Source organism: Pseudoalteromonas sp. 2CM39R (assembly GCF_023161845.1).
Window position 1 is genome coordinate 838,836 of record NZ_JALNTM010000001.1, and the last position, 26,406, is coordinate 865,241.

The window sequence follows — 26,406 nt, forward strand, 5'->3', positions numbered from 1 at the left end:
GTGTCAGAGCACTCGACTACCGTTTTTGGCCAACAGCGTTTATCAATCGAAGATATTGTTCATATTGCATTAGAGCAAGGTGCTGTAGCGTTAACATCAGACCGTCAATTTGCTAATAAAATAGACAGCGCCGTGGCGTTTTTAGATAAGTTGCTTGAAGACGATGGCGTGATTTATGGCGTAACCACAGGTTATGGCGACTCGGTAACCGTAAAAGTGCCACTTGATTTAGTTAATGAGTTACCACTGCATCTTACTCGTTTTCATGGTTGTGGCCTTGGTGATGTTTTTAATCAAGTCCAAGGGCGCGCTATTTTAGCGACTCGTTTAACCTCGCTTTCACAAGGGTATTCTGGCGTTAGCTGGGAGATGTTGAATTTATTGCGTGACTTTTTAAATCACAATATCGTACCGGTGATCCCACAAGAAGGGTCTGTAGGAGCCAGTGGTGATTTAACGCCGCTTTCGTATGTAGCCGGTGCTATGGTTGGTGAGCGTGATGTGTATTACAAAGGCGAAATTAAAAACAGTCTAGAGGTGATGCAAGAACTAGGCTTACAGCCATTAAAGCTACGCCCAAAAGAAGGGCTGGCAGTCATGAATGGCACTGCCGTGATGACAGCTTTGGCATGCCTTGCTTATGATAGAGCAGATTACTTAGCCAAACTGACCAGCCGTATAACAGCCCTTGCAAGCCTTGCATTAAAAGGTAACAGTCATCACTTTGATGATATTTTGTTTTCAGTGAAGCCACATCTAGGGCAACAGCAAGTAGCTGCATGGATCCGTGGTGATCTAAACCATGTAGAACACCCTCGTAATGCTGACCGCTTACAAGATAGGTATTCAATTCGCTGTGCTCCACATGTGATTGGTGTGCTGCAAGATAGTTTGCCGTGGTTTAGGCAAATGATTGAAAATGAACTAAATTCGGCAAATGATAATCCAATCATCGATGGTGAAGGTGAACACGTACTGCATGGTGGTCACTTCTATGGCGGTCATATTGCAATGGTAATGGATAGCATGAAAACTGCTGTTGCTAATTTAGCCGACTTAGCCGATAGACAAATCGCATCCTTAGTTGATACGCGCTATAACAATGGTTTACCTTCTAACCTTTCGGCGAGTAATGATGAACGTCGTTACATTAACCATGGTTTTAAAGCGGTCCAAATTGGCGCCAGTGCATACACGGCCGAAGCATTAAAACTGACCATGCCAGCAAGTGTATTTTCTCGTTCAACCGAGTGTCACAACCAAGATAAAGTGAGCATGGGAACCATCGCTGCGCGAGATTGTTTGCGTATCTTACAGCTAACCGAACAAGTGGTTGCAAGTACCTTGCTTGCGAGTATTCAAGGTCTACGTTTACGTATTAATAGCGGTGAGCTTGAATTTGCTAGTTTAACTAGTGATTTACAAAGTATGTATCAAGACATTAGCGAGTTTTTCCCGCTGCTTGATGAAGACCGTCCTCTAGAGGCTGTTCTTCGCTTTACGGTTGACGCTATTCAAACAAAACGTTGGAGTTTATATGCATAGTAGAGGCTCGTTGCTGAGCACTCATGTTGAGATTGAAATTCCTTTTCATGATTGCGATCCAATGAATGTGGTATGGCATGGTAATTACCCGCGTTATTTAGAAGTCGCGCGCTGCGAATTACTGCGTTTGTTTGATTATGATTATGTGCAAATGCAAGAGTCTGGCTATGCATGGCCGATTATTGACATGCATATTAAGTACGTCGGCTCTGCATTGTTTACACAAAAAATCCGAGTTGATGCCTACTTAAAAGAATATGAAACACGATTACGTATTGATTACGTAATCACTGATTGCGCTACAGGTAAAAAGTTAACCAAAGCAACGACTATCCAAGTTGCGGTTGATATAGAGAAAAAAGAAATGCAGTTTGTTTCGCCGCCTGTACTACATGAAAAACTTCAAAAGGTGATTTAATGCGATTAAGCGTGTTGTTACTCAGTGTTATTGTCTTTTTCCCTGTGTTTGCATCAAGCGCGGTGACAGAGCAAGGCACATTTAGCCAAGAGAAGCACTTTAAAGGATTTAGTAAACCTTTTATTTCAACAGGTTCGTTTGAACTTGCTGAAGATGGCCTCACTTGGCAGGTTGAATCTCCGGTTAAAAGCACGCTATTAATCAAGCAAGGGCAAGTATATACCCTTAACGATCAAGGTGAGCCGCAGCTACAAAAAGGTGCAGAACCTTACGTTAATTTACTGCAAGCAATTTTAAAGCATGATGAAGTAGCACTTGCAGAGCAGTTTACGATGACAGAGCATGCAGAGCCCGGTTGTCAGACTTTATTGCCTAAAGATGACTTGCTAAAGCAGCTATTTAGTCAGTTCGAATTATGTGTAGCAGCAGAGCAAGTGAGCCGTGTGCGTCTTCAAGAAGCAAATGGTAACTTTACTGTGCTACGCTTTGCTTATCCTAATAAAGAGCAAAAACAGTGAAAGCATGGGGCCTAACGCTCGCTTGGCTGAGCTTTTTAGTTAGCGCCTTAGTGGTTGTTTTTATTCTAAAACAGCCGACGTTGAATAATGATATTTTGGCTTTGCTGCCAAAGTCAGAACCGCGTTTACAGCAAGTCGAAGAACACTTTTTTTCAGCTAATAAGCAGCAGTTAAGCTTTTCTTTTCGGGGTGAGAATGCAGTAAAAGCTTATGATGATTTACATCAGTGGCTGGCGAGTAAAAACATTGAGCCTCGTTTTAAGTTACCCGAAATCTCCCAATTAGCAGCATTTTATGGTCAGTACGCCGGGCATTTAATCTCTGAGGAATATAAACAAGCGATTGGCGATGCTAATCGCTTTCAACAGTATTACTTTAGTCAGTTGAGTAAAGTCGCTGATCCTTTTGTTTCAAGTACTATCAACCAAGACCCAACACTTGCTACAGCAGGGTTCTTATCTGAGGCAATGACACACATGCAGCAATTTGAGCTGCAAGATGGCCGAATTAACATTAACTATCAAGGTGATGAGTATTTAATGTTATTTGTGCAAAGTGCTGACAATGCCTTTTCAATCAATCAATCAATAGCTTTAAGCAATGAGATAGTTGCCTATATCGCTGAGCTTGAAGGCCGCTATCCCGATACACAAATTCGCTATGCCGGTGCGTTATTTCACACCGCAGCAAATGCGCAGCAAGCCAAATTTGAAATGACCTTGTTTGGTTCGGTGAGCTTGCTGGCTCTTATTGTGATGGTGGTGTGGGTGTTTCGCACGATAAATGCATTGTGGTTGGCCTCTGTAACCGTGATAAGCGCCGCTATTGGCGGCACCATTGCGCTGATCAGTATTTTTAGTCAGGTGCATGTATTAACCATGGTGTTTGCCGTGACGCTGATTGGTATTGCCATTGATTATGCATTTCATGGCATGCTTGATTTAACCGAGCAGCCGCAAGGTTTTAGTCAAGGGCTTAAACTGGCACTATTGTTGTCGTTACTAACCACTACACTCGGTTACGCGAGTTTGTTTTTCTCACCGGTGCAGTTACTCAGTCAAGTGGGCGTATTTGTTGTTGCAGGGCTAGTTACAGCTTGGCTCTGCACACGAATCTTATTGCCTTATTGGCAAACAGGTTTAACCATTAACACTGCTGCGCATCAGTTAGCAAACATGTTAAGTGGTTATTTAAAACGATTAACGCATTACCGCGTCGCACTCAGTAAGCTGATGCTAGTGTTTCTGAGTGCTTTTGCTTTACTAAAACCCCCTGTGATTAATGATGATGTAAAGCTGTTAAATGCAAGTCCTGCTGATTTAATGCAAAACGAAGCGCTGCATATGTCTTTATTAGGTAAAGATAATGGCCAAATCATGATTTTATTTGCCGATAATGCGCAGCAGTTATTAGTACAACAAGAAGCATTAAAAGCAACTATTCTCGGCCTTAATGGCCATGTTCTGATGCTTAGTGACTTAGTGCCTAGTAAACAATTACAACAGCAAAACTATGAGCAGTTGCATTTGGCCCAGCAAGCCATGAGTGTAGTTAGCCAAATGACAGGGACGCCTGTTGAGCTCTCAACATCAATGCTTGATTTAAACGCGGCACTTAATTCACCGTTAGCGCCGTTAATCGCTAACCAAGTGATCTCAAACAAAACACTGACCGCAAGCTGGTTTATGGTAACCGGTGTAAATAAATCAGAGCTGATGGATTTAGCCAACGCTTACCCAGATTTAATTGTTTACGATAAAGTCGCGATGATAAGCGAAGGTTTAAGTCATTACTCAAATTCGTTACTGATAACATTGGCCATTGCGATTACCTTTGCGTTACTACTTTTTAGCGTCAAATTTGGTTTTAAAACGGCGTGTAAACAAACGTTAGTGCTTGTACTAACAACCTCGGCTGTACTGCTACTATGCAGTGCGCTGCAATCTCAGCTGTCGATTTTTAATTTATTAGGCTGTCTATTGATATTAGCGTTGGCAATCGATTACTTGGTGTTTTATCAGGTCAATAATTTAAGCTCGAGCAATGTACTCGCAATTAGTTTGTCAGCGGCATCATCGATGTGGGTATTTGGCATGTTGGCCGTTTCGAAAACGCCGGCCATTTTCAGTTTCGGATTAACGGTATTAGTGGGGCTATTTTGTATCTATATCCTGGCGCCGCTCAGTATTGCATTACCTAAAAATAAGGAAAAATAATAGGTGAATAATCAAGTTCAACAGGCTGATGTTGTTATTATTGGTGCTGGCCCTTCAGGTGCCGTGGCTGCCAGTTTACTGGTGAAAAAAGGTTGGCATGTGGTGGTGTTAGAGCAGCAAACCTTTCCTCGTTTTTCGATTGGTGAAAGCTTATTACCCCAGTGCATGAGCTTTTTAGCAGAAGCAGGCCTTGAACAAGCGGTACAAGCACAGGCACAATCACTTGGGTTTCAGTTTAAAAATGGTGCGGCGTTTCAGCGTCGGGGCGACCAAACAACAATCGATTTTACCGAGAAATTTAGCGAAGGCCCTGGCACGACTTTTCAAGTAAAACGCGCTGACTTTGATAAATGCTTAGCCGATGGTGCCATGCAGCAAGGGGCTGAAACTCGATACCAACATAGCGTGTTAGCGTTTACCAATTGTGAGGATGGCGCTTTACTTGATGTTACGGATGAAAACCAGCAACGCTATCAAATTAAAGGGCGTTTTGTACTTGATGCTAGTGGTTTTGGCAGAGTATTACCTCGCTTACTTGATTTAGAGTCAGCATCAAATTTCCCTGTACGTTGGGCTTTTTTCAGCCATTTTAAAGATAATATTAGCGATCCCCAGTTTGACCGTGAAAAAATCTTAATTAATGTTCATCCAGAGCATAAAGATATTTGGTATTGGCTGATCCCATTTAGTGATGGTACGGCAAGCATTGGTGTAGTTGGTAAACCAGAGCAACTTGAGGATAAACAACCACTCGCTGGCTTAAATGAATTTATCGAACAAGATAGCTATTTAAGTGGGTTATTAGTCAATCGAGAAGCTATTGGTGAAGCGCGCGCTATCAAAGGCTATTCGGCTAATGTGTCTAGTTTGTATGGTGAGCATTTTGCACTACTTGGTAATGCTGGTGAGTTTTTAGATCCAGTGTTTTCATCTGGGGTGACGATTGCATTAAAATCAGCTTCATTGGTTGCTCCTTTAGTTGATAGCTACTTACGTGGTGAGCAAGTTGATTTCAAAAACGATTACAGTGAGCCTTTGCAACAAGGGGTTAATTGCTTTAGAACCTACGTCAGTGCTTGGTATGATGGCTCATTTCAGGACGTGATTTTTTACAGTGAGAAAAACCAACAAGTACGCGAGATGATCAGTGCTATTCTTGCTGGTTATGCATGGGATTTACAAAACCCATTTGTAAAACAAAGCAACAAACGCTTAAATACACTGGTTGAATTATGTCGCGATTAACACGCTCTTTGCTTTTATCTTTGAGCATATTAGTGGCGAGTTGTGCCAGTGAATTTGCAGTAAAAACGGGCGTTGATTTAGCGCCAAATGCAGGAATTTATTTGCTTGATCCACCGCCATCATTAGTTGCTGATAATTGGCAGCAAGTACTTGAAGTACGCTATGGCGATGAGCAGCATACACTACTAGCGCAACTGAGTTTAAACAGTGAAACGGGTATTAACTTGGCTGTTATGACGGCTCAAGGTATGCCGATATTTCAGTTAGAAAAAGCGCCACTAGGGCCGATTAAAAGCGAAAAAATGCTCCCTATCAACGCGGTTGATCCTCGCTATATTCTTGCTGATATCATGCTAGTACACTGGCCGGTTTCTCTGCTGAACTCGCAACTTTATGGTTTGAACTTGGTTGAACAAGGCTCGACACGGCGTTTATATCAAGGTGAACAGTTAATTAGTGAAATTCGCTATTTAGACGGTGCAACAGAACTTGTAAACTTTCAGCGAGATTACAAAATTAAATTTCAAAGGGTTAATTGATTATGCCATTTTGGCTTAACGACTTAGGTATTGTTAGTGCATTGGGGGTTGGTCATCAACAAACAATGCAAAGTATCAGCTTACAACCTAAACAAACACTCACAGAGGTGACGTCGCTTGCATTTGAGCAGCGCCCAACTTTTGTGGGGTTGGTTAATGAACTGCCATTAACAGCATCAATGCGATTTTATCAGCTAATCGATTTAGCGCTGGGGCAAATTGCTGACACATTAGCAAACATAGACATTCCGAGCAGCCGTATTGCTGTGGTTATTGGTACCAGTACTGCTGCAATTCAAGAAGGTGAAAGAGGTCGAATTGCTCATGCAGCTAAGGGAAAGTGGCCACAGGAGTTTGATTATTACGACCAAGCGCTCGTCGCACCCGCCAATTATATTGCCAAGAAACTCGCTGCAAAGGGGCCAAGTTACAGTATTTCAACTGCGTGTAGTTCAAGTGCCAAGGCGCTTATTAGTGCGCGTGCCTTACTCAGTGCCGATTTAGCCGATGTGGTAATTTGTGGTGGGGTAGATAGCTTGTGCCAACTCACTATCAATGGCTTTGATTCGTTATCTTCTATTAGCGATGAAATTTGTAAGCCGTTTAGTGGCGACAGAGCTGGCATTAATATTGGTGAAGCCGCAGCGTTATTTGTTATGAGTAAAGAGCAGCATACAAAACAAAGTATTGCCTTTTTAGGTGGTGGTGAAAGCTCCGACGCCCACCATATTTCAGCACCGATTGCAGACGGTTCTGGCGCAATTGCTGCTATGACAACGGCGTTGCAAGACGCGAATTTAACGCCTTCAGATATCGACTACATTAATGCCCATGGAACAGCCACACCGCAAAATGATGCCATGGAATCTCTGGCAATCAGTGAGGTATTTGGCAAAGATACCAAGGTCAGTTCTTCTAAACATTTGACTGGCCACACCTTAGGCGCTGCAGGAGCCTTAGAAGCGGGCTTATGTTGGCTCTATTTGGCTTACCCAGAGTTTAATCAATTAGTATGCAATCAGGTTATAAAAGACGAATCATTGGCTGAAATTGGTTTAATAACTCAACCAGAAACGGCAGAAATTAACACTTGTTTATCAAATTCGTTTGCCTTTGGTGGCAATAATGTCAGTGTAGTACTAGGACATCTAAATGAATCACTATAAAATTGAGCAAGTAGTCCCTCATAGCGAACCAATGATATTGCTCAATCGCCTATCCAATTACAGCGAAGAGTCAGGTTGTTGTGAAGTGGATATAAGTTCACACAGCCCATTTTATGACGAGAGCTTAAATGGCGTTGCCAGTTATATTGGCTGTGAATATATGGCGCAAACTATCGCAGCGTATGCTGGTGCGCTGGCAAAAGACAAAGGAAATGAAGTACAAATCGGTTTTTTAATTGGTACGCGCAAATATAAAACCTATGCACCGGTATTTAAAAACGAGCAAACGCTTAAAGTCTCGGTGACAAAATTATATCAAGAAGAATCAGGGTTAAGTGTATTTGAGTGTCAAATACATAGCGATGAAACATGCTTAGCAGAAGCAAAAATTAATGTGTTTCAACCACAAGACCCAATGCAGTTTATAAGAGAAAATCAATGACAAAACGTATTTTAGTCACCGGCTCAAGCCGTGGTATTGGCAAAGCAATCGCACTTAGATTAGCTAACGATGGCTTTGATATTGCTGTTCATTGTCGCAGTGGTGTGGCTGAAGCAGAGCAAACCTGTGAAGAAATCAGTGCGCTTGGTCGTCATGCTAGCTTATTGCAATTTGATGTTTGCGATAGAGAGCTTGCAAAACAACAAATTGAAGCTGATATTGCCGATCACGGTGCGTATTATGGGGTGATCTGTAATGCAGGTATCACGAATGATATGGCGTTCCCAGCGATGCAAGGTGATGATTGGGATAAAGTGATCCGTACTGGCCTTGACGGTTTTTATAATGTGGTTCATCCAACGGTGATGCCAATGGTGCAAGGTCGTAAAGGTGGCCGTATTGTCACTATGGCGTCAGTGTCAGGGATTGCCGGTAATCGCGGGCAAGTTAACTACAGTGCCGCTAAAGCGGGCATTATTGGTGCGACCAAAGCGCTTTCGCTTGAGCTTGCAAAACGTAAGATCACCGTTAACTGCGTAGCTCCAGGGTTAATCGAAACCGAAATGACAGACGATTTACCGGTTGATGAAATGCTAAAAATGATCCCATTAAAACGTATGGGGTCGGTTAGTGAAGTCGCGGGTACTGTGTCGTTTTTATGTTCAGATGACGCCGCGTATATTACCCGCCAAGTTATTTCTGTGAATGGTGGTATGGTGTAATGAAGCGCGTTGTTGTTACAGGCATGTCTGCCATTACTGCATTAGGTGATACCTGGGGCGAATTTAAAACCGCTTTGCAAAAAGGTGAAAATGCCGTTCAGTACATGACTGACTGGGATGTTGCGCCAGAACTAAACACTCGACTAGCAGCACCTGTTACTCATTTTAGTAAACCAAGCCACTATAAGCGTAAACAAGTTCGCTCAATGGGGCGTGTTGCTATGATGTCGACCCGTACTACAGAGCTTGCTTTAGAAGAAGCCGGGCTATTAGAGCACTCAAGTCTAACCGACGGCTCTACAGGCATTGCTTTTGGCTCATCTACGGGGTCAACGCCACCATTATTGGCTTTTGCAAAAATGATGGAAACCGGCGAAATGACAGGCGTAACGGCCACCAGTTACATCCAGATGATGGCGCATACAGCGCCTGTGAATGTGGGTGTCTTTTTTGGCTTAAAAGGTCGGGTGATCACTACCAGCTCTGCCTGTACATCGGGCTCGCAAGGTATTGGTTATGCTTACGAAGCGATTAAGTATGGCCGTCAAAAAGCTATGGTGGCTGGTGGCGCAGAAGAGTTATGCATCACAGAAGCTGCGGTATTTGACACCTTATATGCGACGAGCACAAAAAATGATGCTGCGAAAAGCTCGCCACGACCATTTGATCAAAATCGTGATGGTCTGGTTATTGGTGAAGGTGCAGGCACACTCATTTTAGAAGAGTATGAGCATGCCTTAGCCCGTGGAGCGACCATTTATGCGGAGCTCGTCGGTTTTGGGTGTAACTCAGATGGTCAACATGTGACGCAACCTACCGCAGAAACTATGCAAGTGGCTATCGAAATGGCCCTCAATGATGCACAGCTTACTGCCGACCAAATTGGCTATGTGAATGCTCATGGTACGTCAACAGATCGGGGTGATATTGCGGAGTCACTGGCGACTTTCAATGCCCTTGGCAAGAAACCTATTAGCTCATTAAAGAGTTATTTAGGTCATACCTTAGGAGCGTGTGGCGCCATTGAGGCATGGGCAAGTATCAATATGATGAATGATGGTTGGTTTGCACCTACTATCAATTTAACGGATGTCGATCCTGAGTGTGCTGATTTAGATTATATCAAGGGCAATGGCCGTGAAATGCAAACAGATTACATTATGAGTAATAACTTTGCGTTTGGTGGCATCAATACCTCGTTAATTTTTAAAAAATGGCAAGCATGATTAAGCGCTGCATCATAAGTATTTTATTTATTCTAACTTTTAATGCTTATGCTGCAGAAGACAGTGTAGAAAAGGGCACTGCAAAAATGGAGTTCGGTGCAGGCCTTTTTTATGCAGATATCCCGCATTATTTAGGTTCAGATGAAAGTGAGCAATACCTATTGCCTGTGCCTTATTTTCGTTATCAAAGCGATAAAATGGCCATCGACCGTAATAACTTCACTGGCTTTTTGTGGCAACAAGAAAATCTCCATTTAGATTTATCTGCCAACGTTGGTCTTGCAGTTGACAGTGAAGACAACAAAGCCCGAGAAGGTATGGATGATCTAGATTGGGTGTTTGAATTAGGGCCTTCACTTAATTACTACCTAATAGGTGAACCAAACGCTAAACAGCATTTGTATTTAAGCCTGTTTGCACGCAAAGCCATTGCGACAGATTTCTCAGGTATTGATGATATTGGCTGGCGTTATGGGCCAAGTGTGTATTATCGAGTGCCGATCATCGAAAAGTCGGATTCACAATTTTCATTAGCGTTTCGTGGCAATATCAACTTTGCTAGCGATAAATACCTTGATTACTACTATGGAGTGAGTGACTTACATAGCAATGAAACTCGCCAAGCATACTCAAGCCGTTCAGGTTTTTCTGGCGCTGATGTATCAATTGGGGTACATTTTGACACACCAAAGTATTGGTTAGGTGGTTTTGTTAAATACCATCACCTTGCTAACAGTCAACAAGATGCAAGCCCACTCGTTAAGCAAGATTATAATGTTTCGGTTGGTTTTGGTGTTGCATGGAAATTTTATAGAAGGAATTTTTAAATGAAGTTATTGACCCTTGCATGTGTTTTAGCAGCTTGTTTGTTTTCAACAAACAGTTTTGCACGTGATGATTTACAAACGCTACCTGTACAAGCATTACTTGAAACTACCAAAGCGAAACAAGCGCTGTTAGATATTCCGCTGTATTTTGCTGATCAAAGTCATAGCAGCATTAAAACCAATTATGGTGAAGTGATCACCAACAAGAAAACCAACGCATTTAATAAAACTGACCGAGAAGCGTGTGAGTGGGTAATGCTGAGTGCTTTAAAAGCATTACAAGAGCGTGCTGTTCGTGAAGGCATGAATGCAGTTGTAAATATTCAGTCGTACTACAAAAAACGTGAGTTCGTTAGTCAAACCGAATATCAATGTGGTGCGGGCACATTTGTTGCTGGCGTGGCATTAAAAGGCACTTTAGTTAAGTTATAACTAACTAAAGTCATTTTTTTTCTGTATAATTTGCGACCCTTGATATGATGGCCGCAGGTTATACAGCATGAATTTTAAATCATTTAGTTTTTCTTCTGAGCTTTTACAGGCATTAGAAGAGCTTAATTTCGAAACGCTTACTCCCGTTCAACGTAGTGCAATTCCTGCGGTAAGAAAAGGCAAAGACGTACTTGTCAGTGCGCAAACAGGCACGGGTAAAACCGCTGCATTTGCTTTACCACTTATCCAAAAATTATCAGAATCAGCGGTTAGTGAAAATAATGCGCCAAGTGCTTTAGTGCTTGCACCTACCCGCGAGTTAGCTGAGCAAATCGCCAATAATTTTAAAGCGTTTGCAAAATACACAGAACTCAAAACAGTGTGTTTGTTTGGTGGTATCAATCTAGCGGGTCAAGCTAACGATTTGAAAGCAGGTGTCGATATCGTGGTTGCAACACCAGGGCGCTTACTTGACCATCTGCGTTTAGGTAACATCAGCTTAGCTAATGTTAAGCATTTAGTGCTTGATGAAGCTGACCGTATGCTAGACATGGGCTTTATCAGCGATATGCAAACGGTTATTAATGGTAGTGATGAAACGCGTCAAATCTTGTTGTTCTCTGCCACTTTCCCGGCGGCAATTAAACAATTTGCGAGTAAAGTACTAAAGCAGCCTGAAATTATTCGTGTAGATCAAACCAACAGTACCGCAGAGACAGTGCAACACGTTGTTTATCCTGTTGAAGAGCGCCGTAAGCAAGAGCTTTTATCTGAATTGATAGGTAAGAAAAACTGGCAGCAAGTACTTGTTTTCGTAAACATGAAAGAAACCGCTGATGAGCTTGTAAAAGAGCTTAACCTTGATGGTATTCCTGCTGTTGTTTGTCATGGAGATAAAACCCAAGGTAACCGCCGCCGCGCTTTACGCGAGTTTAAAGAAGGTAAAGTTCGTGTACTAGTCGCAACCGAAGTGGCTGCCCGTGGTATTGATATTGAAGGGTTACCACGTGTGATTAACATCGACCTACCTTGGCTTGCAGAAGACTACGTTCATCGTATCGGTCGTACAGGTCGTGCTGGTAAGCCGGGCCAAGCAATTTCGTTTGTGAGCCGTGAGGAAGAAAACACCTTATTCGATATTGAAAAGTTAATCGGACAGCGCATCAAGCGCATTGTTTTACCTGGTTACGAGGTAAGCAGCCGTGAAGTACTGATTGATAAAATTGGTAAAAAGCCGTCACATTTACGTCGCAGCCGTACAAATAAAGCTTCAGGTCAGGCAACGGGTGAAGCGCGTGCAAAGAATCGTTCACGTATCGCAAATGTTCGCAAATCTTTGAAAGGCAATAAATTAAGCCTTAAAAAGTAATAAATTCCGATAATAAACGTATAAAAAAGCCCCATTGCTGTTTGGCAATGGGGCTTTTTTTGGCTCTGTTAGTAGTACAAATGGAGTATTTTGTTAAATTTTATGACATAAAACCGAGAATTAGATTAACAAATGTACCTTGCTGAATTACAATCGCTTTGAAATCAGTCAAGTAGCGCTTCTTGCGCGTCAGTGTCTAAATGGATGTTTATGCAGTACTTAAAAAGAATAATAAATAAAATAATCGCCCCTACTTTTTTACTTAGTGTTGTTTGTGTGCCTTTTGCTGCCAATGCATTTGATAAAGCAGAGTTCTCCCTTGCCCATATTAAAGAGTCTATTAGCGTTGATGGTGTGATGGATGAGTCGCACTGGCAATACGCCACAAAAGTGCCATTAAAATATCAGAATGAACCAACCGAAAAAGGCACGCCGCTCGTGCAAACCGATGCCTACATGTATGAAGATGGTAAATACTTGTATGTTGGTTTTATTGCAAAAGATAATGACCCTTCGCAAATTCGTGCAGCCCTTCGAGATCGTGACACACTTTGGCAAGACGACAATGTTGCCTTAATGATTGATACCTTTAATGATGAACGAACCGGCTATGAGTTTTATGTAAACCCTCTGGGTGCGCAAGGCGATATGCGCATGACGGATATTGATGATTGGGTGGAAGATCCATCATGGGATGCCATTTGGGACAGTGCAGGGCAAATTACCGACGACGGCTATGTGGTTGAAATGCGTATTCCATTCACTGCACTTCGCTTTCCAAAAGATCAAGCCGAGTTAACCTGGAGTTTTGCTGTATGGCGTAATTACCCGCGTGATGTGTATTATCAAATGTCGAATGTTGGTTTTGACCGAGATGTGAAATGTAGCTTTTGCCAGTTTGATAAACTAACAGGCTTTGCCAACATGACAGAAAGCCAAAACATTCAGCTTACGCCAACTTTAACTGCGCTTCGCCATGATACCAAAGATACAGTGCCGGGTGATTGGCAAAATGGTGATATTGATACTGAAGCGGGCTTGGACTTACGTTGGGGGGTGACGCAAGATGCGGTTATTAATGCCACCATTAATCCTGACTTTTCGCAGGTCGAGGCAGATTCACTTGAACTTGATGTAAATACTACTTACTCAATTTATTATGCTGAAAAGCGTCCATTCTTTTTAGATGGCGCCTCTTATTTTGATACCAGCCAACTAGAGCTTTTATACACGCGAATGATTGCTGAACCTGATGTGGGTTTAAAATTAACAGGTAAAACCGGCGCGCACAGCTATGGCTTTATGTACGCTGACGATCAGAATACCAGTGTCTTACTTCCGACAAATCAAGGTTCGGGCTTTGCTAATCTGGCAGATAAAACGCAAGCAGTAGCGGGGCGTTATCAGTTTGATATTGGCCAAAAAGGCACAATTGGTGTGATGAGCACTCACCGTGAAAATGATGATTATCATAATACGGTGTTATCTTTAGATGGCAGCTACTGGTTTAATCAATCAGATAGTTTGCAATATCAAGTAGCAAACACAGATACCACTAACTCAGAATTTTTAGTTGATTATTATGGCGTTGATAAAAATCAATCAGATCAAGCTTATGCTATTGAATTTACTAGAACTAAGCGTGATTACGAAGTTTATGCTAATTACGAAAATATAGGTAAAGAATACCGCTCAGACTTAGGTTACCAAGCTAAAGTTGATTACGAGCAAGTACAATTAGGTGGTGGGCAAACATGGTATCGCGATGCTGATGATGCAATCACAGAGTACAGCTACAATGTTGAGTGGGATAAAACATGGGCGCAAAATGGCGACCTACTCGAAGAAGAATATGATGGCTTTTTTACGTTTAAAGGTAAGATGCAGTCGCAAACAGAAATTGGCTTTATTCATCGTAATGAGTTTTATGCCGGCGAGTTTTTTAATCAAAACATAGGTTATATCTACGGCGGTTTTAGACCCATTCGTGACATTAGCTTTTTATTGTATGCTCAATATGGCAGTAAAATTGATTACAGTAATGCAGCTTTAGGTACTATGGTTCGCATTGAACCTGAGATGACATGGGATATAAACGATCATTGGCAGATGCAACTAGAGCACAGCTACAGCTACCTAGATAACGAGCAAAATGAGCGTGTTTATACTGCTAACTTAACGGATCTACGCGTTTATTATAAATTTAATATGCGTTCAATGCTGAAACTCGTTTTACAGTTTGAAGATGTAGATCGGAACAACGAAGCTTATCGATTTGATGTAAGCCAAACTAACCGCGATTATGGTAGTCAGCTGGTGTACTCGTACAAGATTAACTCACAGACACTGTTTTATTTAGGTTATTCTGATAAAGGCTATCAAGATGATTCGTTGAAGAATCTTGAGCGTGATCAGCGTACCTTCTTCACTAAGCTAAGCTATGCATGGCAGCTTTAAAAATTATAAAAAAGGAAAATCATAATGAATATTGCAAAAATATCAGCTGTTGCAGTTGCAGCTACCGTACTTGCGGGTTGTGCAGCGAAACAAGATGTAAGTCGTTTTGAAGCGGAAAAACCAAAAACCGTGTGTATTGCAGAGCATCAAGCGGTAAAAGAAGGTGCTGTAACATCACTACAATCAGGCTTTGCAAAACATAACGTGAAAACGCGTGTGATCCCAGCCAACTATGTTATGAAACATCAAGCGTATCAAACAGACATCTCAACTGCTAACACAGATGGTTGTGATGCTGTTGCGTTTTATGTTGCTAACTGGCGTTGGGATTTAGCCCTTTATATGGCATATGCCAATATTTGGGTCACTAATGTTGACCAAACTGAAACAATTGCTCAGGCAAGCTATCGCACGGGTGGTGGTTTAGATAAGTTTATTGATGCGAACGAAAAAATCATTGAGCTCGTTGATTCGATGTTTCAGCAAGTTGAAGCTAAGAAACAACAAGAAAGTCAGAAAAAGGCAATATAAAGCAGCATGTTGGTCAGCTTATAGCTGACCAACTTCTTCGTTTACTTTACTTCTTACCACTCCTTCAAGGCTTTTTAAGCCCCATTGCTTACCAATCTCAACAGCTTCATCAACTGGCTTTTTTAAGGTTATGGCATTGTATAGCGCTACAAGAGCACCGACACGGTTGCTGCTAGCACAGTGCAGTAAGGTGGTTTGCTGTTGGTGCTCATTGAGCAAAGCCTGAAGTTTCGTAGCATTTTCAATGGTAATATCAGCCTTAGATTGCACAGGAATATGGTAATAGTTCATACCAAGCTCAGTGACTAACTCTTGCTCAGACCAATTCGTTTCGTTATCACCGCGAAGGTTGATGATGTTCTCAACACCAAGTTGTTTTAATTTCGCAAAATCAGTTTGACTTGGCTGCCCTGAAGTTAGCACATGCTCAGACTGCGCCTTAAGATTTAAAATATCCAGTTGCGTAGCAGCTGTTTGTGCTGCTAATGCTGAAAATGACAGCAGCGCAGCACATGCCAATTGTATAAACTTATTCATGTTACTCCTTAAAGTGTGTTTAATACCAATCCGCAATAATACTTAATCATTTTGAGGGATTAAACCTGTCGCTACCTGCGTTAAAAACTTCTCTTTTAGAACAACTAAATAACGAAATTTTTGCCTTGCTATCAACAAGGTTTTCTTGCCTCAAAATAGACTACTTAATTAAGCGAATTGGTATAATTTTTGCTGTAGACGGTTTCACCACGGCTAATGGTTTCTAGCACTTGCAAGTTATGTAGCTCTGTAGGCTTTATTTTCAACGGGTTGTTATCAAGGATAATTAAATCTGCTTGCATCCCTTGTTTTAATTGCCCTTTTGAGCTTTCTTCAAAGTGTTGATACGCAGGCCATATGGTCATTGCTTGTAGTGCAGTATACACAGAAACGCGTTGATCTGGGCCTAATACTTGGTCTGTACGAGTCGTACGGTTAACCGTTGCATCTAATACACGCAGTGCATTGGGCAGAGCTACAGGTGCATCATGATGGGTGCTAAACATTAATCCTTGTTTGCGAACCGCATGGGTGGGTGAAATAAAATCTGCACGGGGGTGACCAAGCACCGAATTTACATGCCAGTCGCCCCAATAAAAGGTATGCATTGGGAAGAGCGATGGAAATATGCCTAATTCTTTAAGACGGTTTACCTGATCTTGACGAATAGTTTGCCCATGAATAAGTACAGGGCGGCGGTCTTTTTTACCAAGCTTGTTATTAGCATTTTCAACAGCATTTAAAAATTGCTCAATAGCGGCATCACCATTTGCATGAGTCATCACTTGCCAGTCATTGGCAAAGGCAGTTTCAATATACTGATAGGCTTGTTCATCATTAAAAGTAGGGTAGCCTGCATAGCCTTGCTCTTGGCCTTCAGGTGCTTTTAAGTATGGGTGAGATAACCAAGCGGTTTTTCCTTGTGGTGAGCCATCAAAGTTAAGTTTTACACCACCAATACGAAAATGATTTGTGTAGTTTTTACTGTTATAGGGTGAGTCCATAAAACTGCTGCTGGTGGCCATATCGGCATAGGCTACCACATCAATGACAAACTTATCCGCTTTGGATGCTCTTACCATCGAATCATAAGCTTCTTGAGTTGCTCGGCCTTCTTGTGCTGTGGTGTAGCCGTATTTTGTGTAGAGTTTTTGCACTTCTTGCAGCATTAAATCTTGTAAGTCTGGATCAAACGACTGCATGAGTTTAAACAGTAAACCAAAGTGCGCGTTTTCTTCGAGCACCCCATTGGGTTCTTGTGAGTTGGCCATACGACGAATTAGCCCACCGTCAGGATTGTCTGTGTTTTCGTCGATGCCGGCCATGGCTAAGGCTTTACTGTTTGCAACACTTAAGTGCCCTGAGGTATGAATGATGATGACAGGCTTTTCTGTACTAACGCGGTCTAAATCCATTTTAGTTGGGTATCTATCAAGCTCAGCATCATCGTAACCAAAGCCTAAAATAGCACCCGTTTTTTTAATAAATGTGGTGTAGTCAGGGTTATTTTGTGCGGCTGTGAGAATATTAACGATTTGCTCAACACTATTGGCATCACCATCTGGACTAGGTAATACATTGGCTACCAAGGCTTGCAAACCAACACCATAGACATGGCTATGGCCATCAACAAAGCCTGGCATTAAGGTTTTGCCTTGCAAATCAATCATTTTTGTTTTGCCAAACTTATGCTCAAGCGCTTTGTTTTTATCACCCACAAAAATGATTTTTTCACCTTGGGTAGCGATTGCCTGTGCATACTCGGGTTTGTCGCCAGTCATTGTAAGAATATCACCACCAAAATAAATGGTATCTGCTGCACTTACTTGCAGTGGTAGCGTTTTAGTTGTTTGTTCTGGGGTTTTATCACAAGCCGTTAAGGCAAGTAATGAACAAGCGATTGCAAGGTGATGTTTCATATAAATCTTCCATGAATTTCAATTATGTCTAAGAATATAGTCTGTTTTAAAATTTTGTCTTTAAAAAATGGACTTAAATTTCGTTAAAGTACAAGACAATAGCTGCACCATCGAGGCTACTACCGTTGTGAATATTGATGCCGATACCAAAGTTGTCAAACCACGAGGTCCATTTCCTACTGTCCCATAAAAAGCCGATACCGTATTCATAAAAATGATCGGTCCCAAAAGCTACGCGACTATCGCCGCCTAAATCGATTCGCTGGCCTTTGATGTAAAAAGCTTGCTCAAAAAGCCCAATTTTGAACATGTTAAATTTAGCTTTTATACCATTAAGTGTGCGCCATGTTTCGGGTGCTGCATTACTTATCCCATCAGGGTGAGAGAGTGCCCATCCATAGTAATAATTAAAGTTAAGTTTGTATTCGTAATAGCCCCAATGCCTAGGTAAGCGATAGATCATGGTCGCATTTGGGTTTAACACCAGTGCATTACTATTGAGGTTGGTGTAAAGATTTTCAGCTAAAGGCTTAAAATTACGTCTAGACTCGGGAGAGTTATACTCATAGTCATTGTTGTAATGTAAGTAGTGAGTGTTAAAGCCAAATTGATATGACCATTTAGAGCCTAGTGCTTTTTCGGCATTAAAACCGATCATGCCGTTATATACAGTTTCTGAAATATAGTCGTCAGCCACATTATCAAATAGCGAAATGAAATCTGATTGATTCAAATAGCTTACCCTGCTGGTCAAACTTAGTTTGTGTTGATAAATAGGCTCATCAAGCTGCCAAGTATAAGGAATACTGTAGAGTCTGAGCTTTTTTCTAAGCGCGATACTGTCTTCATCTTTACTGCTATGCTGTGGGTCAAACAGTGTTTGTGGGTCAAAATCACCTATACCTAAGGTAATACTGTCCCCATCCGTTAAAACCAACGATGTTGCAAATGCGGTTTCAAGTTGCTTAGTTGGATTGGCATATAAATTAGATACACTTAATGCGTGCAATAGAAACCACAGCTTAAATAGCTTTTTCATATAAAATAACAATAAAAATTAATGTCTTAATAATAGTCATAAAGTTAGCTTTCAACAATCTCAGGTACAAAAAAGCCAAGCTAATGCTTGGCTTTTTACCTCTCTAAGAAGATTAAGGCTGATAGTAAATCGGTGATTCAGGGCCAACTGGGAAGCCCAGAACAAATACCCATAAATAGAATAACGCAACCCAACCAACAAAGAAGATCATGCTGTAAGGAAGCATGGTCGCAACCAATGTACCAATACCCATGTCTTTCTTATACTTAGTGGCAACAGCCAGTATCAAGCCAAAGTAACTCATCATTGGGGTGATAAGGTTAGTAACCGAGTCACCAATTCGATACGCCGCTTGAATGGTTTCTGGTGCGTAGCCTATTAGCATTAACATTGGCACGAAGATTGGTGCTGTGACAGCCCACTGTGCAGATGAAGAACCTAAGCTTAGGTTCACTAATGCACACATTAAAATGAATAGTACGAATACTTCTGGGCCAGTTAGGTTTAAAGCTTGTAACAGAGCGGCGCCGTTAATGGCTAAAATCGTACCTAGGTTGGTCCATTTAAAGAAGGCAACGAACTGTGCAGCAAAGAAAACCAGCACAATATACATACCCATCGAGCTCATGCTTTTACTCATGGCATCGATGACATCTTTATCGTTTTTCATGGTGCCTACGACACGGCCGTAAACAAAGCCTGGAATACCGAAAGTTACAAAGATAAATACCACAATGCCTTTTAAAAATGGCGAGTGTGCAACAAGGCCTGTTTCTGGATTACGCAAAATGCCATCTTCAGGAACAATTGTCCAAGCAAGTAATAATGAAACCACTAACAGTGAAACGCCTGCCCATTTAAGGCCTGACTTTTCTTTATCGGTTAAACCAGTAATGTCATTTTTTGGTAAATCATTGCTTGCTTCATCTGGATTGTACTTGCCAAGACGAGGCTCAACGATTTTCTCTGTAACTAACGTACCTAGAGTCGCGATTAGAAATACTGAAATCATCATGAAATACCAGTTTGCTTCAGCGCCAACTTGGTAATTTGGATCAATCATTTGTGCTGCAGGTGTGGTGATACCTGCAAGTAGCGGGTCAATGGTGCCGAGCAATAAATTTGCACTGTAACCACCTGAAACGCCGGCAAATGCCGCAGCAAGACCGGCAAGAGGGTGACGACCAAGACTGTGGAATATCATTGCTGCTAATGGGATTAGTACGACGTAGCCAAGTTCTGATGCCGTATTTGATAAAATCGCAGCAAACACCACCATAAAAGTAACTAAACGCTTTGATGCGCCCATTACCATGCCGCGCATAGCAGCAGAGAGTAAACCTGAGTGCTCTGCAACACTCACACCTAATAAAGCAACCAGTACCGTCCCAAGTGGTGCAAAGCTCGTGAAGTTTGTAACAAGGCCTGTAACGATGCGCTGAAGGCCTTCGGCACTAAGTAGGCTGACAACTTCAATAACACCATCAGGGTCTCGACCTGCAGCGCCTTCTGGGCGTGGGTCAATAGCACTTAAACCATACCAATCGGCAATGCCGCTAAAAACTATAATGGCAACGCAGAACATTGCAAATAAAGTGATAGGGTGGGGTAGCATATTACCCAAAAATTCAACAGTGGCTAAAAATCGGTTAAACAACCCATTATTGCCACCCTCATGGGTGTTGTGAGAGTTTATAGTTTTTGACATGTCCAGTTCTCATTATTTCAAAATGGCGCTAACCTAGCATTTTTTACCGAACAGATCATGTTTTAGCGGTGGGATATCTAATAGGTACGTTCCAATACACCCTTATATAGCAAGGGGTAGCGGCGCAAACGTTTACCAATGTAATCATCGGCTAAAATTTGCGCACAGATTTGCTCTACATCGTTACTTGCTTCAAATACCCAATCAAAGCGCTCAATAGCAAGCAAAAAGCCACGCTTGAGGAACTGTTGTTCGCGATAGTAGCTAAGGTTTTCGCGAATGATATCTAACTTATCTGGGTTAGATTTTAGCTCAATAATAACTTGGTTGATAAATGCCTGCTGTTGCTTTGACTCAGCTTTTACCCGTCGTTTCATTACTTCTTTACAGTTCCTGTTCTGCGATATAAAGCACTTTCTTTAAAAAGTCTTCTTTGTTCTTTTCATGTTGATAGTCAAGGTGATAAGTATTATGAAAGCCAAAGCGCAGTAACACGCCACTGCCTTTTAGATATACCGTATAACCATCGATATCCGAAAAAGCACAAATACCCTCATAAAGCTTTCCATCTTCATGATCTTCACCGTGTTGAATGATTTTTTCATACACAGATAGAATTAATTTACCGTCTAGCTCATTTTTCATGATGACTCCTTTTTGAAGTAATACGTTTCAGATCTATAAAAAGTTTAGTGCTATTTTATGCAGGTATTAAACGTGCTGTGTGTTTTTAAAACCTTACTTTGCGATAAATCACTAAAATCATATTTAGATAGCAGATGTCGAAAATTTACAATATTTTCTCTTACCTTAAATCTAAGATAGATTTTATTTGAGGGACACACAATGAAATATAAGTTTATACCCCTGATACTACTAACAGGTTTGTTGCTTGTAAGCCAAAGCACATCGGCGAATACAGCCCCTTTGGTGCTAGAGAATGAAGCAGGACAAATAGTCAAACTTGGCAGCTACTTAGGCAAAAAACCAGTTTACTTAAAGTTTTGGGCTACTTGGTGCAAGCCATGTATGGAGCAAATGCCGCATTTTCAGCATGCTTATGAGCAATATGGCGATAAAATTCAATTTGTGGCTATTAATATTGACCTAAATGATGACGCACACGCTGTTGCTAAGGTTAAAGAGCGCTTTTCACTCACTATGCCACTATTTACTGATCACACAGCCCAAGTTGCTAAACATTATGAATTTATGGGCACCCCGTTTCATGTGTTAATTGATAGCGATGAAAAGGTGATTTTTCAAGGCCATGAAGCTGATAAGCCGCTTGATAACACATTACGTTTGTTATCACACAATGGCAAAGTTGATAAAGCGCGTTTGCTAGGCGAAAAGCACGGTCAAGCGACTCCTTTGGTTATTCCGAAACAAGGCAAAAAAGCCGTGCTGTTCACCGCCACGTGGTGTGACTGGTACTTAGCCGATACTCGCCCTGCAATGGCAAAACAGTGTGTATTAGCGCAACAACACGTTAATACGCTGGCAGAGCAAGGAGTTGATGTCGAGGTTAAAGTGAGTCAGTTATGGACTGACCAAAGTGCAGTGCAAGAATATGTTGATAAATTCACTGCAACCATGCCGGTTTCTATCGATTATGGTAATGATTTATTTATCGAAAATGGCATTAATTCGGTTCCCAGTTTACTTCTCTACAACGATGGGAAATTAGTTTCTAAGCAAGCTAAATTTTAGCTCAAAACCGCTTAATTTTGCTTTGTTATTATGCAAATTTAGCCTATGCTCAAGGCTCATTTTACAGTGAGCCTATAGCATGATAGATAAGGCATTATTAGCAAAAACACGCGAGTTATCTGACCGATTAATCGCATTGCAAACACCCATTCGTATTCTTGATGCGATCAACTGGGATAAACAAATCAAAGAAGAGTTTTTTAAGCATAAATGCCAGAAAAACCCAACGGTTGATCAAGCCTATTACCAACAGCGTGATCTTGGTTTTGTACCAAGCGAGTTGCGCCGCGCGTTTTCTGATTTAAATCGCGATATCATCAGCCAGTTAGGCCAGCTAAATCCTATTGCCCAATATATGAGCAAGATGTGCACTGAATATAAAACAGTACTCAGTATGATTGAGTATCGTGGTACCCCAGAATTTCATGATCTGTCTGTTGAACTGTTCGGTCATCCCAAGGATTTATTCCATGCAGGAGAGCCTTCACTTTCTGAGCTTGCCACCATGCTTGAGCAGCCACTAAAGAGTATGCTTGATGCGGATATTTTACCGGATGATCCAAAAAACATAGATGCGCAAGATGCAGTGAAAATTTTAGCATCACAAGTGGCTCAAACGATGCCGGGTATCGATGTTGAGGTTATTCTGAGCGATGGTATTGTCAGTGATGCTGCGGCAGGTGCAAATAATATTAAACTTAATCAAGATGTTAAATTCTCTCAAAGAGAGCTAGATATTCTTGAGGTGCATGAAGGCTGGATCCATGTCGGAACCACGCAAAACGGTCTTGCTCAGCCATATTTAACTTGTTTAAGTAAAGGCACACCGAGCTCTACGGTCACCCAAGAAGGCCTTGCTGTCTTGACCGAAATTATTACCTTAAAGTCGACGCCACGACGATTAGCAAAATTAGTGAACCGTATTCAAGGTATTACTAAGGTTATTGATGGCGCGGAGTTCGTTGATATTTATCGTGATTATGTAGCGCAAGGTTTGAGTAAAGACGACAGTTATACACTTACTCAACGGGTGTTTAGAGGCAGCACAGCAACAGGCTTACCATTTACTAAAGATATCGCCTACATCAAAGGTTTTGTGCTGGTGTATAACCTTATTCGGGTTGCCATTCAGTTAGGTCGAATTGATCAATTGCACTTATTATTGGTCGGTAAAATCTCAATTGATGATTTTAGACTGATATCGCAATTACATGATTTAGGTGTAATTGAAGACCCTAAATTTATTCCACCACACTTTAAAGACTTACGAGGCCTAGCAACCTGGCTAAGCTTTGGCCGCTTTATTGGTAACTTGTCGTTTGAACAATTAGAAAACGATTACAAACCACTGTTTCTTTAAACAAAGAAATAAAAAAATGCAGCTGGAATGAGCAGCTGCATTTTAAGAGTTAAAGCATGTTGCCTTACATGCTTTTAGTCGAGGAATCGATTAACCGGCGAGTGCGTCAACCTGCACTGCATCATTCAGAACAATAACTTCTGCACGTTTAAAGAAGTTAAAATCTGTTGCTGTTGCTAATGTGTAAGCGCCCATCATACGGCTGATGATTAAATCACCATTGTTTAATTTTGGTAGCATGATTGACTCACTTACTACGTCGATGCTATCGCAAGTTGGGCCTGCTAATACTGACTCAAAGCGTTCGTTTGATTGCTTTAACGAGTCGATAGGGTATGAAGCTTCATCAAACATTAGACCACTGAATGAGCCGTAAATTCCATCATCTAAGTAGTACCATGGCTTGCCATCACGTACCGCTTGACCCATTACCGATGCAACACTGGTTACAGCACTAGCAACAATGAAGCGACCTGGTTCAGCAATTACGCGAACTGTCTCTGGTAACTGTGATAAGGCATCATTGATCGGCGCACAAAACTGATCAATTGGCAGCACATCTTTGTTGTAAGGCACTGGGAAACCACCGCCGATATCAAGCGTACTAAGCGCAGGTAACCCTAATGCGGCTACGTCGTTAATCACTTGGTTACATGCAGCAATAGCAGTGACATACTTAGCTGGGCTCGCTGTTTGCGAACCAACATGGAACGACAACCCTTTGATACGAATACCTAATTGTTGCGCGTAGCGAATGATTTCAATGGCCATTGCTGGGCTGCAACCAAATTTTTTCGATAAATCTGCGAATGCCTCCGCATTACGGAAACTTAAGCGAACAAGCAACTCAACCTGGTCTTTGTATGCAATGAACTTTTCTAATTCATTGATGTTATCAACCACAAACACATTACAACCGTATTCAAGTGCATCACGGATATCACGATCACGTTTGATAGGGTGCGTGTGAATTGTACGATCACTAGGAACGCCTTGGCTGGCGACTAAGTCAACTTCGCCGCTGGTTGCTAAATCAAAGCTGGCACCTTCTTCTAAAAGCGTACGAACAACCGCAGGATGAGGAAGTGGCTTTAATGCAAAGTGTAAAACAACGCCAGGTAAAGCATGGCTTAATGCACGGTATTGGTGACGAACAGATTCACAATCTAGCACCATTAATGGCGCGCCATTTTGTGCAACAAGTTGCTCAATAAATTGGTTTGATGGTTGTGCGACTGGTTCGTTTGCAGCAACCGACGCTGCAGGTACTTTGATTGTTAAGTCTTGTGTAAGTGTTGAAATAGCCATTTTACTCTCCGGCAATTAAGCAACTGCTCGGAAAAAAATGGAAGTCCGAGTCAGTTGAGTGTTATTAAGCGCACAGTATGTTCTGTGCAATCAAATACACTCTTGGATAGTTGCTCTATCGCCTTGCTACAAACAGGGTTTGTAATGTACTCGGATTGGCTATCATCAAGAAGCGGCGAGATAATAGATCTGCTTTTTTATTTGCGCAAGTATTTTTTAAATATTTTTTGAATTAATTTTATACAGTAATTAATAGTCACTTAGTTACTGTTTTCAAAGCGTATTCCGTAGCTTTTTGAATAAATATCAAGCATAGCTTTTGCGTCATCGGGGTGATTACTTTGGCTGTGTAATTGCTGAATATAGGCTGCCATTTCCGCACTTTTCATATAATTATTAAAAAGTTTAATGGCACGATAACCCGCCGCGGTTTTACTGCAGGTAAAAAAGCCATTAATAAATTGAGGGTATTCTTTTATCGTTCGTGAGCTGATCAATTTTAATTGCTTCGCGTCTAGGTGCGAATATAAAGACTCTCGATACGCAACGATATAATCAATACGACGATTTAGTAGTAGCTTACTTAATTGTAGAAACGGGTTTTCACCATAAATGTGAGCTATTTTCGTATTATGCTTTTCAAAAACAGGGTCCAGTTGTTGGTAGCTTGTAGAGCCTATAACACCAAAAATTTGTTTATTTGCTAAAAGGCTTTCAACGGATGCAGAAGATGGAAGGTTGTCGATATTCGGCTTTAAAGCGAACAGTTGTCTTTGCATGTGCATATAAGTAGGCACGTTTGAAAACAACATGTTTTTAGCTCGTTCGGGTGTCTTAATCGCATTGTAAGTACAACTCGTTTTTTCGCTTGCTAGGCGTTTCATTAACCGAGCGTGATTAGTGAATTGGACACTTAGCTGAAATTCATCACTTAACGCAGGTTCAATCACTTTATAAAAGTGTTGATTTATGTTCTTTTCGTCATACTCATTCGCAAAATAGGAAGGAGTTAGAATAGTTAAAGAACTCTTTTCATTGGCTTTAACAGTTATACTAATAAAGGTTACAACAATTACTAAAGGAAGGTTAAATACCCAAGCCATTTGATAAAAAAAACGATTTTTTTGATAGTTAAACGCTAGTTTTTTCATAATGACCTGAGTATTAAA

25 protein-coding genes are annotated in these 26,406 nt (G+C 41.4%); 17 read left to right on the top strand and 8 right to left on the bottom strand.

All coding sequences use genetic code 11. The features are described 5' to 3' along the window. The 15 genes from hutH to MTF66_RS03785 all read left to right on the top strand — a co-directional run bounded on the left by hutH (position 1) and on the right by MTF66_RS03785 (position 15,653). Entirely contained in the window at positions 1-1,545 is a 1,545-nt protein-coding gene (gene hutH, locus MTF66_RS03715; protein ID WP_248526432.1) for an aromatic amino acid ammonia-lyase, read from the top strand. Continuing rightward, complete coding sequence (locus MTF66_RS03720; RefSeq protein WP_054554548.1) at positions 1,538-1,963, top strand: thioesterase family protein; 426 nt, start codon at positions 1,538-1,540, stop codon at positions 1,961-1,963. Before hutH ends, MTF66_RS03720 begins: the two co-directional genes overlap by 8 nt. After that, the gene (locus MTF66_RS03725) at positions 1,963-2,481 is read left to right on the top strand and encodes an outer membrane lipoprotein carrier protein LolA (protein ID WP_248526433.1); all 519 of its coding nucleotides are present in this window, start codon (positions 1,963-1,965) and stop codon (positions 2,479-2,481) included. Before MTF66_RS03720 ends, MTF66_RS03725 begins: the two co-directional genes overlap by 1 nt. After that, entirely contained in the window at positions 2,478-4,697 is a 2,220-nt protein-coding gene (locus MTF66_RS03730; RefSeq protein WP_248526434.1) for an MMPL family transporter, read from the top strand. The genes MTF66_RS03725 and MTF66_RS03730 overlap by 4 nt, the downstream gene beginning before the upstream one ends. Positions 4,698-4,700: 3 nt before the next feature. Further along, a complete protein-coding gene (locus tag MTF66_RS03735; RefSeq protein WP_248526435.1) occupies positions 4,701-5,942 on the top strand; it encodes an NAD(P)/FAD-dependent oxidoreductase in 1,242 nt (413 codons plus the stop codon). After that, the gene (locus tag MTF66_RS03740; protein ID WP_248526436.1) at positions 5,930-6,481 is read left to right on the top strand and encodes a DUF3261 domain-containing protein; all 552 of its coding nucleotides are present in this window, start codon (positions 5,930-5,932) and stop codon (positions 6,479-6,481) included. The genes MTF66_RS03735 and MTF66_RS03740 overlap by 13 nt, the downstream gene beginning before the upstream one ends. 2 nt (positions 6,482-6,483) lie before the next feature. Further along, the gene (locus tag MTF66_RS03745) at positions 6,484-7,647 is read left to right on the top strand and encodes a beta-ketoacyl-ACP synthase (protein ID WP_248526437.1); all 1,164 of its coding nucleotides are present in this window, start codon (positions 6,484-6,486) and stop codon (positions 7,645-7,647) included. Beyond that, entirely contained in the window at positions 7,634-8,089 is a 456-nt protein-coding gene (locus MTF66_RS03750) for a hotdog family protein (RefSeq protein WP_062565713.1), read from the top strand. The genes MTF66_RS03745 and MTF66_RS03750 overlap by 14 nt, the downstream gene beginning before the upstream one ends. Beyond that, a complete protein-coding gene (fabG, locus tag MTF66_RS03755; RefSeq protein ID WP_248526438.1) occupies positions 8,086-8,811 on the top strand; it encodes a 3-oxoacyl-ACP reductase FabG in 726 nt (241 codons plus the stop codon). Before MTF66_RS03750 ends, fabG begins: the two co-directional genes overlap by 4 nt. Next, entirely contained in the window at positions 8,811-10,037 is a 1,227-nt protein-coding gene (locus MTF66_RS03760) for a beta-ketoacyl-ACP synthase (protein WP_248526439.1), read from the top strand. Before fabG ends, MTF66_RS03760 begins: the two co-directional genes overlap by 1 nt. After that, positions 10,034-10,864, top strand: a complete 831-nt coding sequence (locus tag MTF66_RS03765) for a MipA/OmpV family protein (protein ID WP_248526440.1) — start codon at positions 10,034-10,036, stop codon at positions 10,862-10,864. Before MTF66_RS03760 ends, MTF66_RS03765 begins: the two co-directional genes overlap by 4 nt. Beyond that, positions 10,865-11,296 (top strand): excinuclease ABC subunit A, encoded by a 432-nt coding sequence (locus MTF66_RS03770; protein WP_248526441.1) that lies wholly within the window; start codon positions 10,865-10,867, stop codon positions 11,294-11,296. Positions 11,297-11,363: 67 nt separating this feature from the next. Beyond that, a complete protein-coding gene (locus tag MTF66_RS03775; protein WP_248526442.1) occupies positions 11,364-12,665 on the top strand; it encodes a DEAD/DEAH box helicase in 1,302 nt (433 codons plus the stop codon). A 210-nt stretch (positions 12,666-12,875) separates the two neighbouring features. Continuing rightward, complete coding sequence (locus MTF66_RS03780; protein ID WP_374236521.1) at positions 12,876-15,122, top strand: DUF5916 domain-containing protein; 2,247 nt, start codon at positions 12,876-12,878, stop codon at positions 15,120-15,122. Between the two features lie 24 nt (positions 15,123-15,146). Then, positions 15,147-15,653, top strand: a complete 507-nt coding sequence (locus MTF66_RS03785; protein ID WP_248526443.1) for an Sbal_3080 family lipoprotein — start codon at positions 15,147-15,149, stop codon at positions 15,651-15,653. Positions 15,654-15,671: 18 nt separating this feature from the next. Here the strand turns inward: MTF66_RS03785 and MTF66_RS03790 are convergent, their stop codons facing one another. From MTF66_RS03790 to MTF66_RS03815, 6 genes are all read right to left on the bottom strand, one after another. Next, positions 15,672-16,190, bottom strand: coding sequence for a protein tyrosine phosphatase family protein (locus tag MTF66_RS03790; protein ID WP_248526444.1), 519 nt, complete (start codon positions 16,188-16,190; stop codon positions 15,672-15,674). A gap of 164 nt (positions 16,191-16,354) precedes the next feature. After that, a complete protein-coding gene (locus MTF66_RS03795; protein WP_248526445.1) occupies positions 16,355-18,109 on the bottom strand; it encodes an amidohydrolase in 1,755 nt (584 codons plus the stop codon). Positions 18,110-18,182: 73 nt separating this feature from the next. Then, the gene (locus tag MTF66_RS03800) at positions 18,183-19,148 is read right to left on the bottom strand and encodes a Solitary outer membrane autotransporter beta-barrel domain (protein ID WP_248526446.1); all 966 of its coding nucleotides are present in this window, start codon (positions 19,146-19,148) and stop codon (positions 18,183-18,185) included. Between the two features lie 112 nt (positions 19,149-19,260). Continuing rightward, a complete protein-coding gene (locus tag MTF66_RS03805) occupies positions 19,261-20,856 on the bottom strand; it encodes an AbgT family transporter (RefSeq protein ID WP_248526447.1) in 1,596 nt (531 codons plus the stop codon). Positions 20,857-20,933: 77 nt separating this feature from the next. Beyond that, positions 20,934-21,233, bottom strand: coding sequence for a hypothetical protein (locus tag MTF66_RS03810; RefSeq protein ID WP_248526448.1), 300 nt, complete (start codon positions 21,231-21,233; stop codon positions 20,934-20,936). 7 nt (positions 21,234-21,240) lie between these two features. Beyond that, on the bottom strand, positions 21,241-21,501 hold the full coding sequence (locus MTF66_RS03815) for a DUF3081 domain-containing protein (protein ID WP_054554528.1): 261 nt from the start codon (positions 21,499-21,501) through the stop codon (positions 21,241-21,243). Between the two features lie 201 nt (positions 21,502-21,702). On the opposite strand from MTF66_RS03815, the gene MTF66_RS03820 reads away from it, so the two are divergent. Together MTF66_RS03820 and MTF66_RS03825 are read left to right on the top strand one after the other, a co-directional pair. After that, complete coding sequence (locus MTF66_RS03820) at positions 21,703-22,569, top strand: thioredoxin family protein (protein ID WP_282454009.1); 867 nt, start codon at positions 21,703-21,705, stop codon at positions 22,567-22,569. Positions 22,570-22,648: 79 nt separating this feature from the next. Then, positions 22,649-23,929: a flavohemoglobin expression-modulating QEGLA motif protein gene (locus tag MTF66_RS03825; RefSeq protein WP_058584118.1), complete on the top strand. Its 1,281-nt coding sequence runs from the start codon at positions 22,649-22,651 to the stop codon at positions 23,927-23,929. Between the two features lie 90 nt (positions 23,930-24,019). Here the strand turns inward: MTF66_RS03825 and MTF66_RS03830 are convergent, their stop codons facing one another. Then, positions 24,020-25,237, bottom strand: a complete 1,218-nt coding sequence (locus MTF66_RS03830; RefSeq protein ID WP_248526449.1) for a type III PLP-dependent enzyme — start codon at positions 25,235-25,237, stop codon at positions 24,020-24,022. A gap of 260 nt (positions 25,238-25,497) precedes the next feature. Beyond that, complete coding sequence (locus MTF66_RS03835; protein WP_248526450.1) at positions 25,498-26,388, bottom strand: transporter substrate-binding domain-containing protein; 891 nt, start codon at positions 26,386-26,388, stop codon at positions 25,498-25,500. Positions 26,389-26,406: the final 18 nt, after the last annotated feature.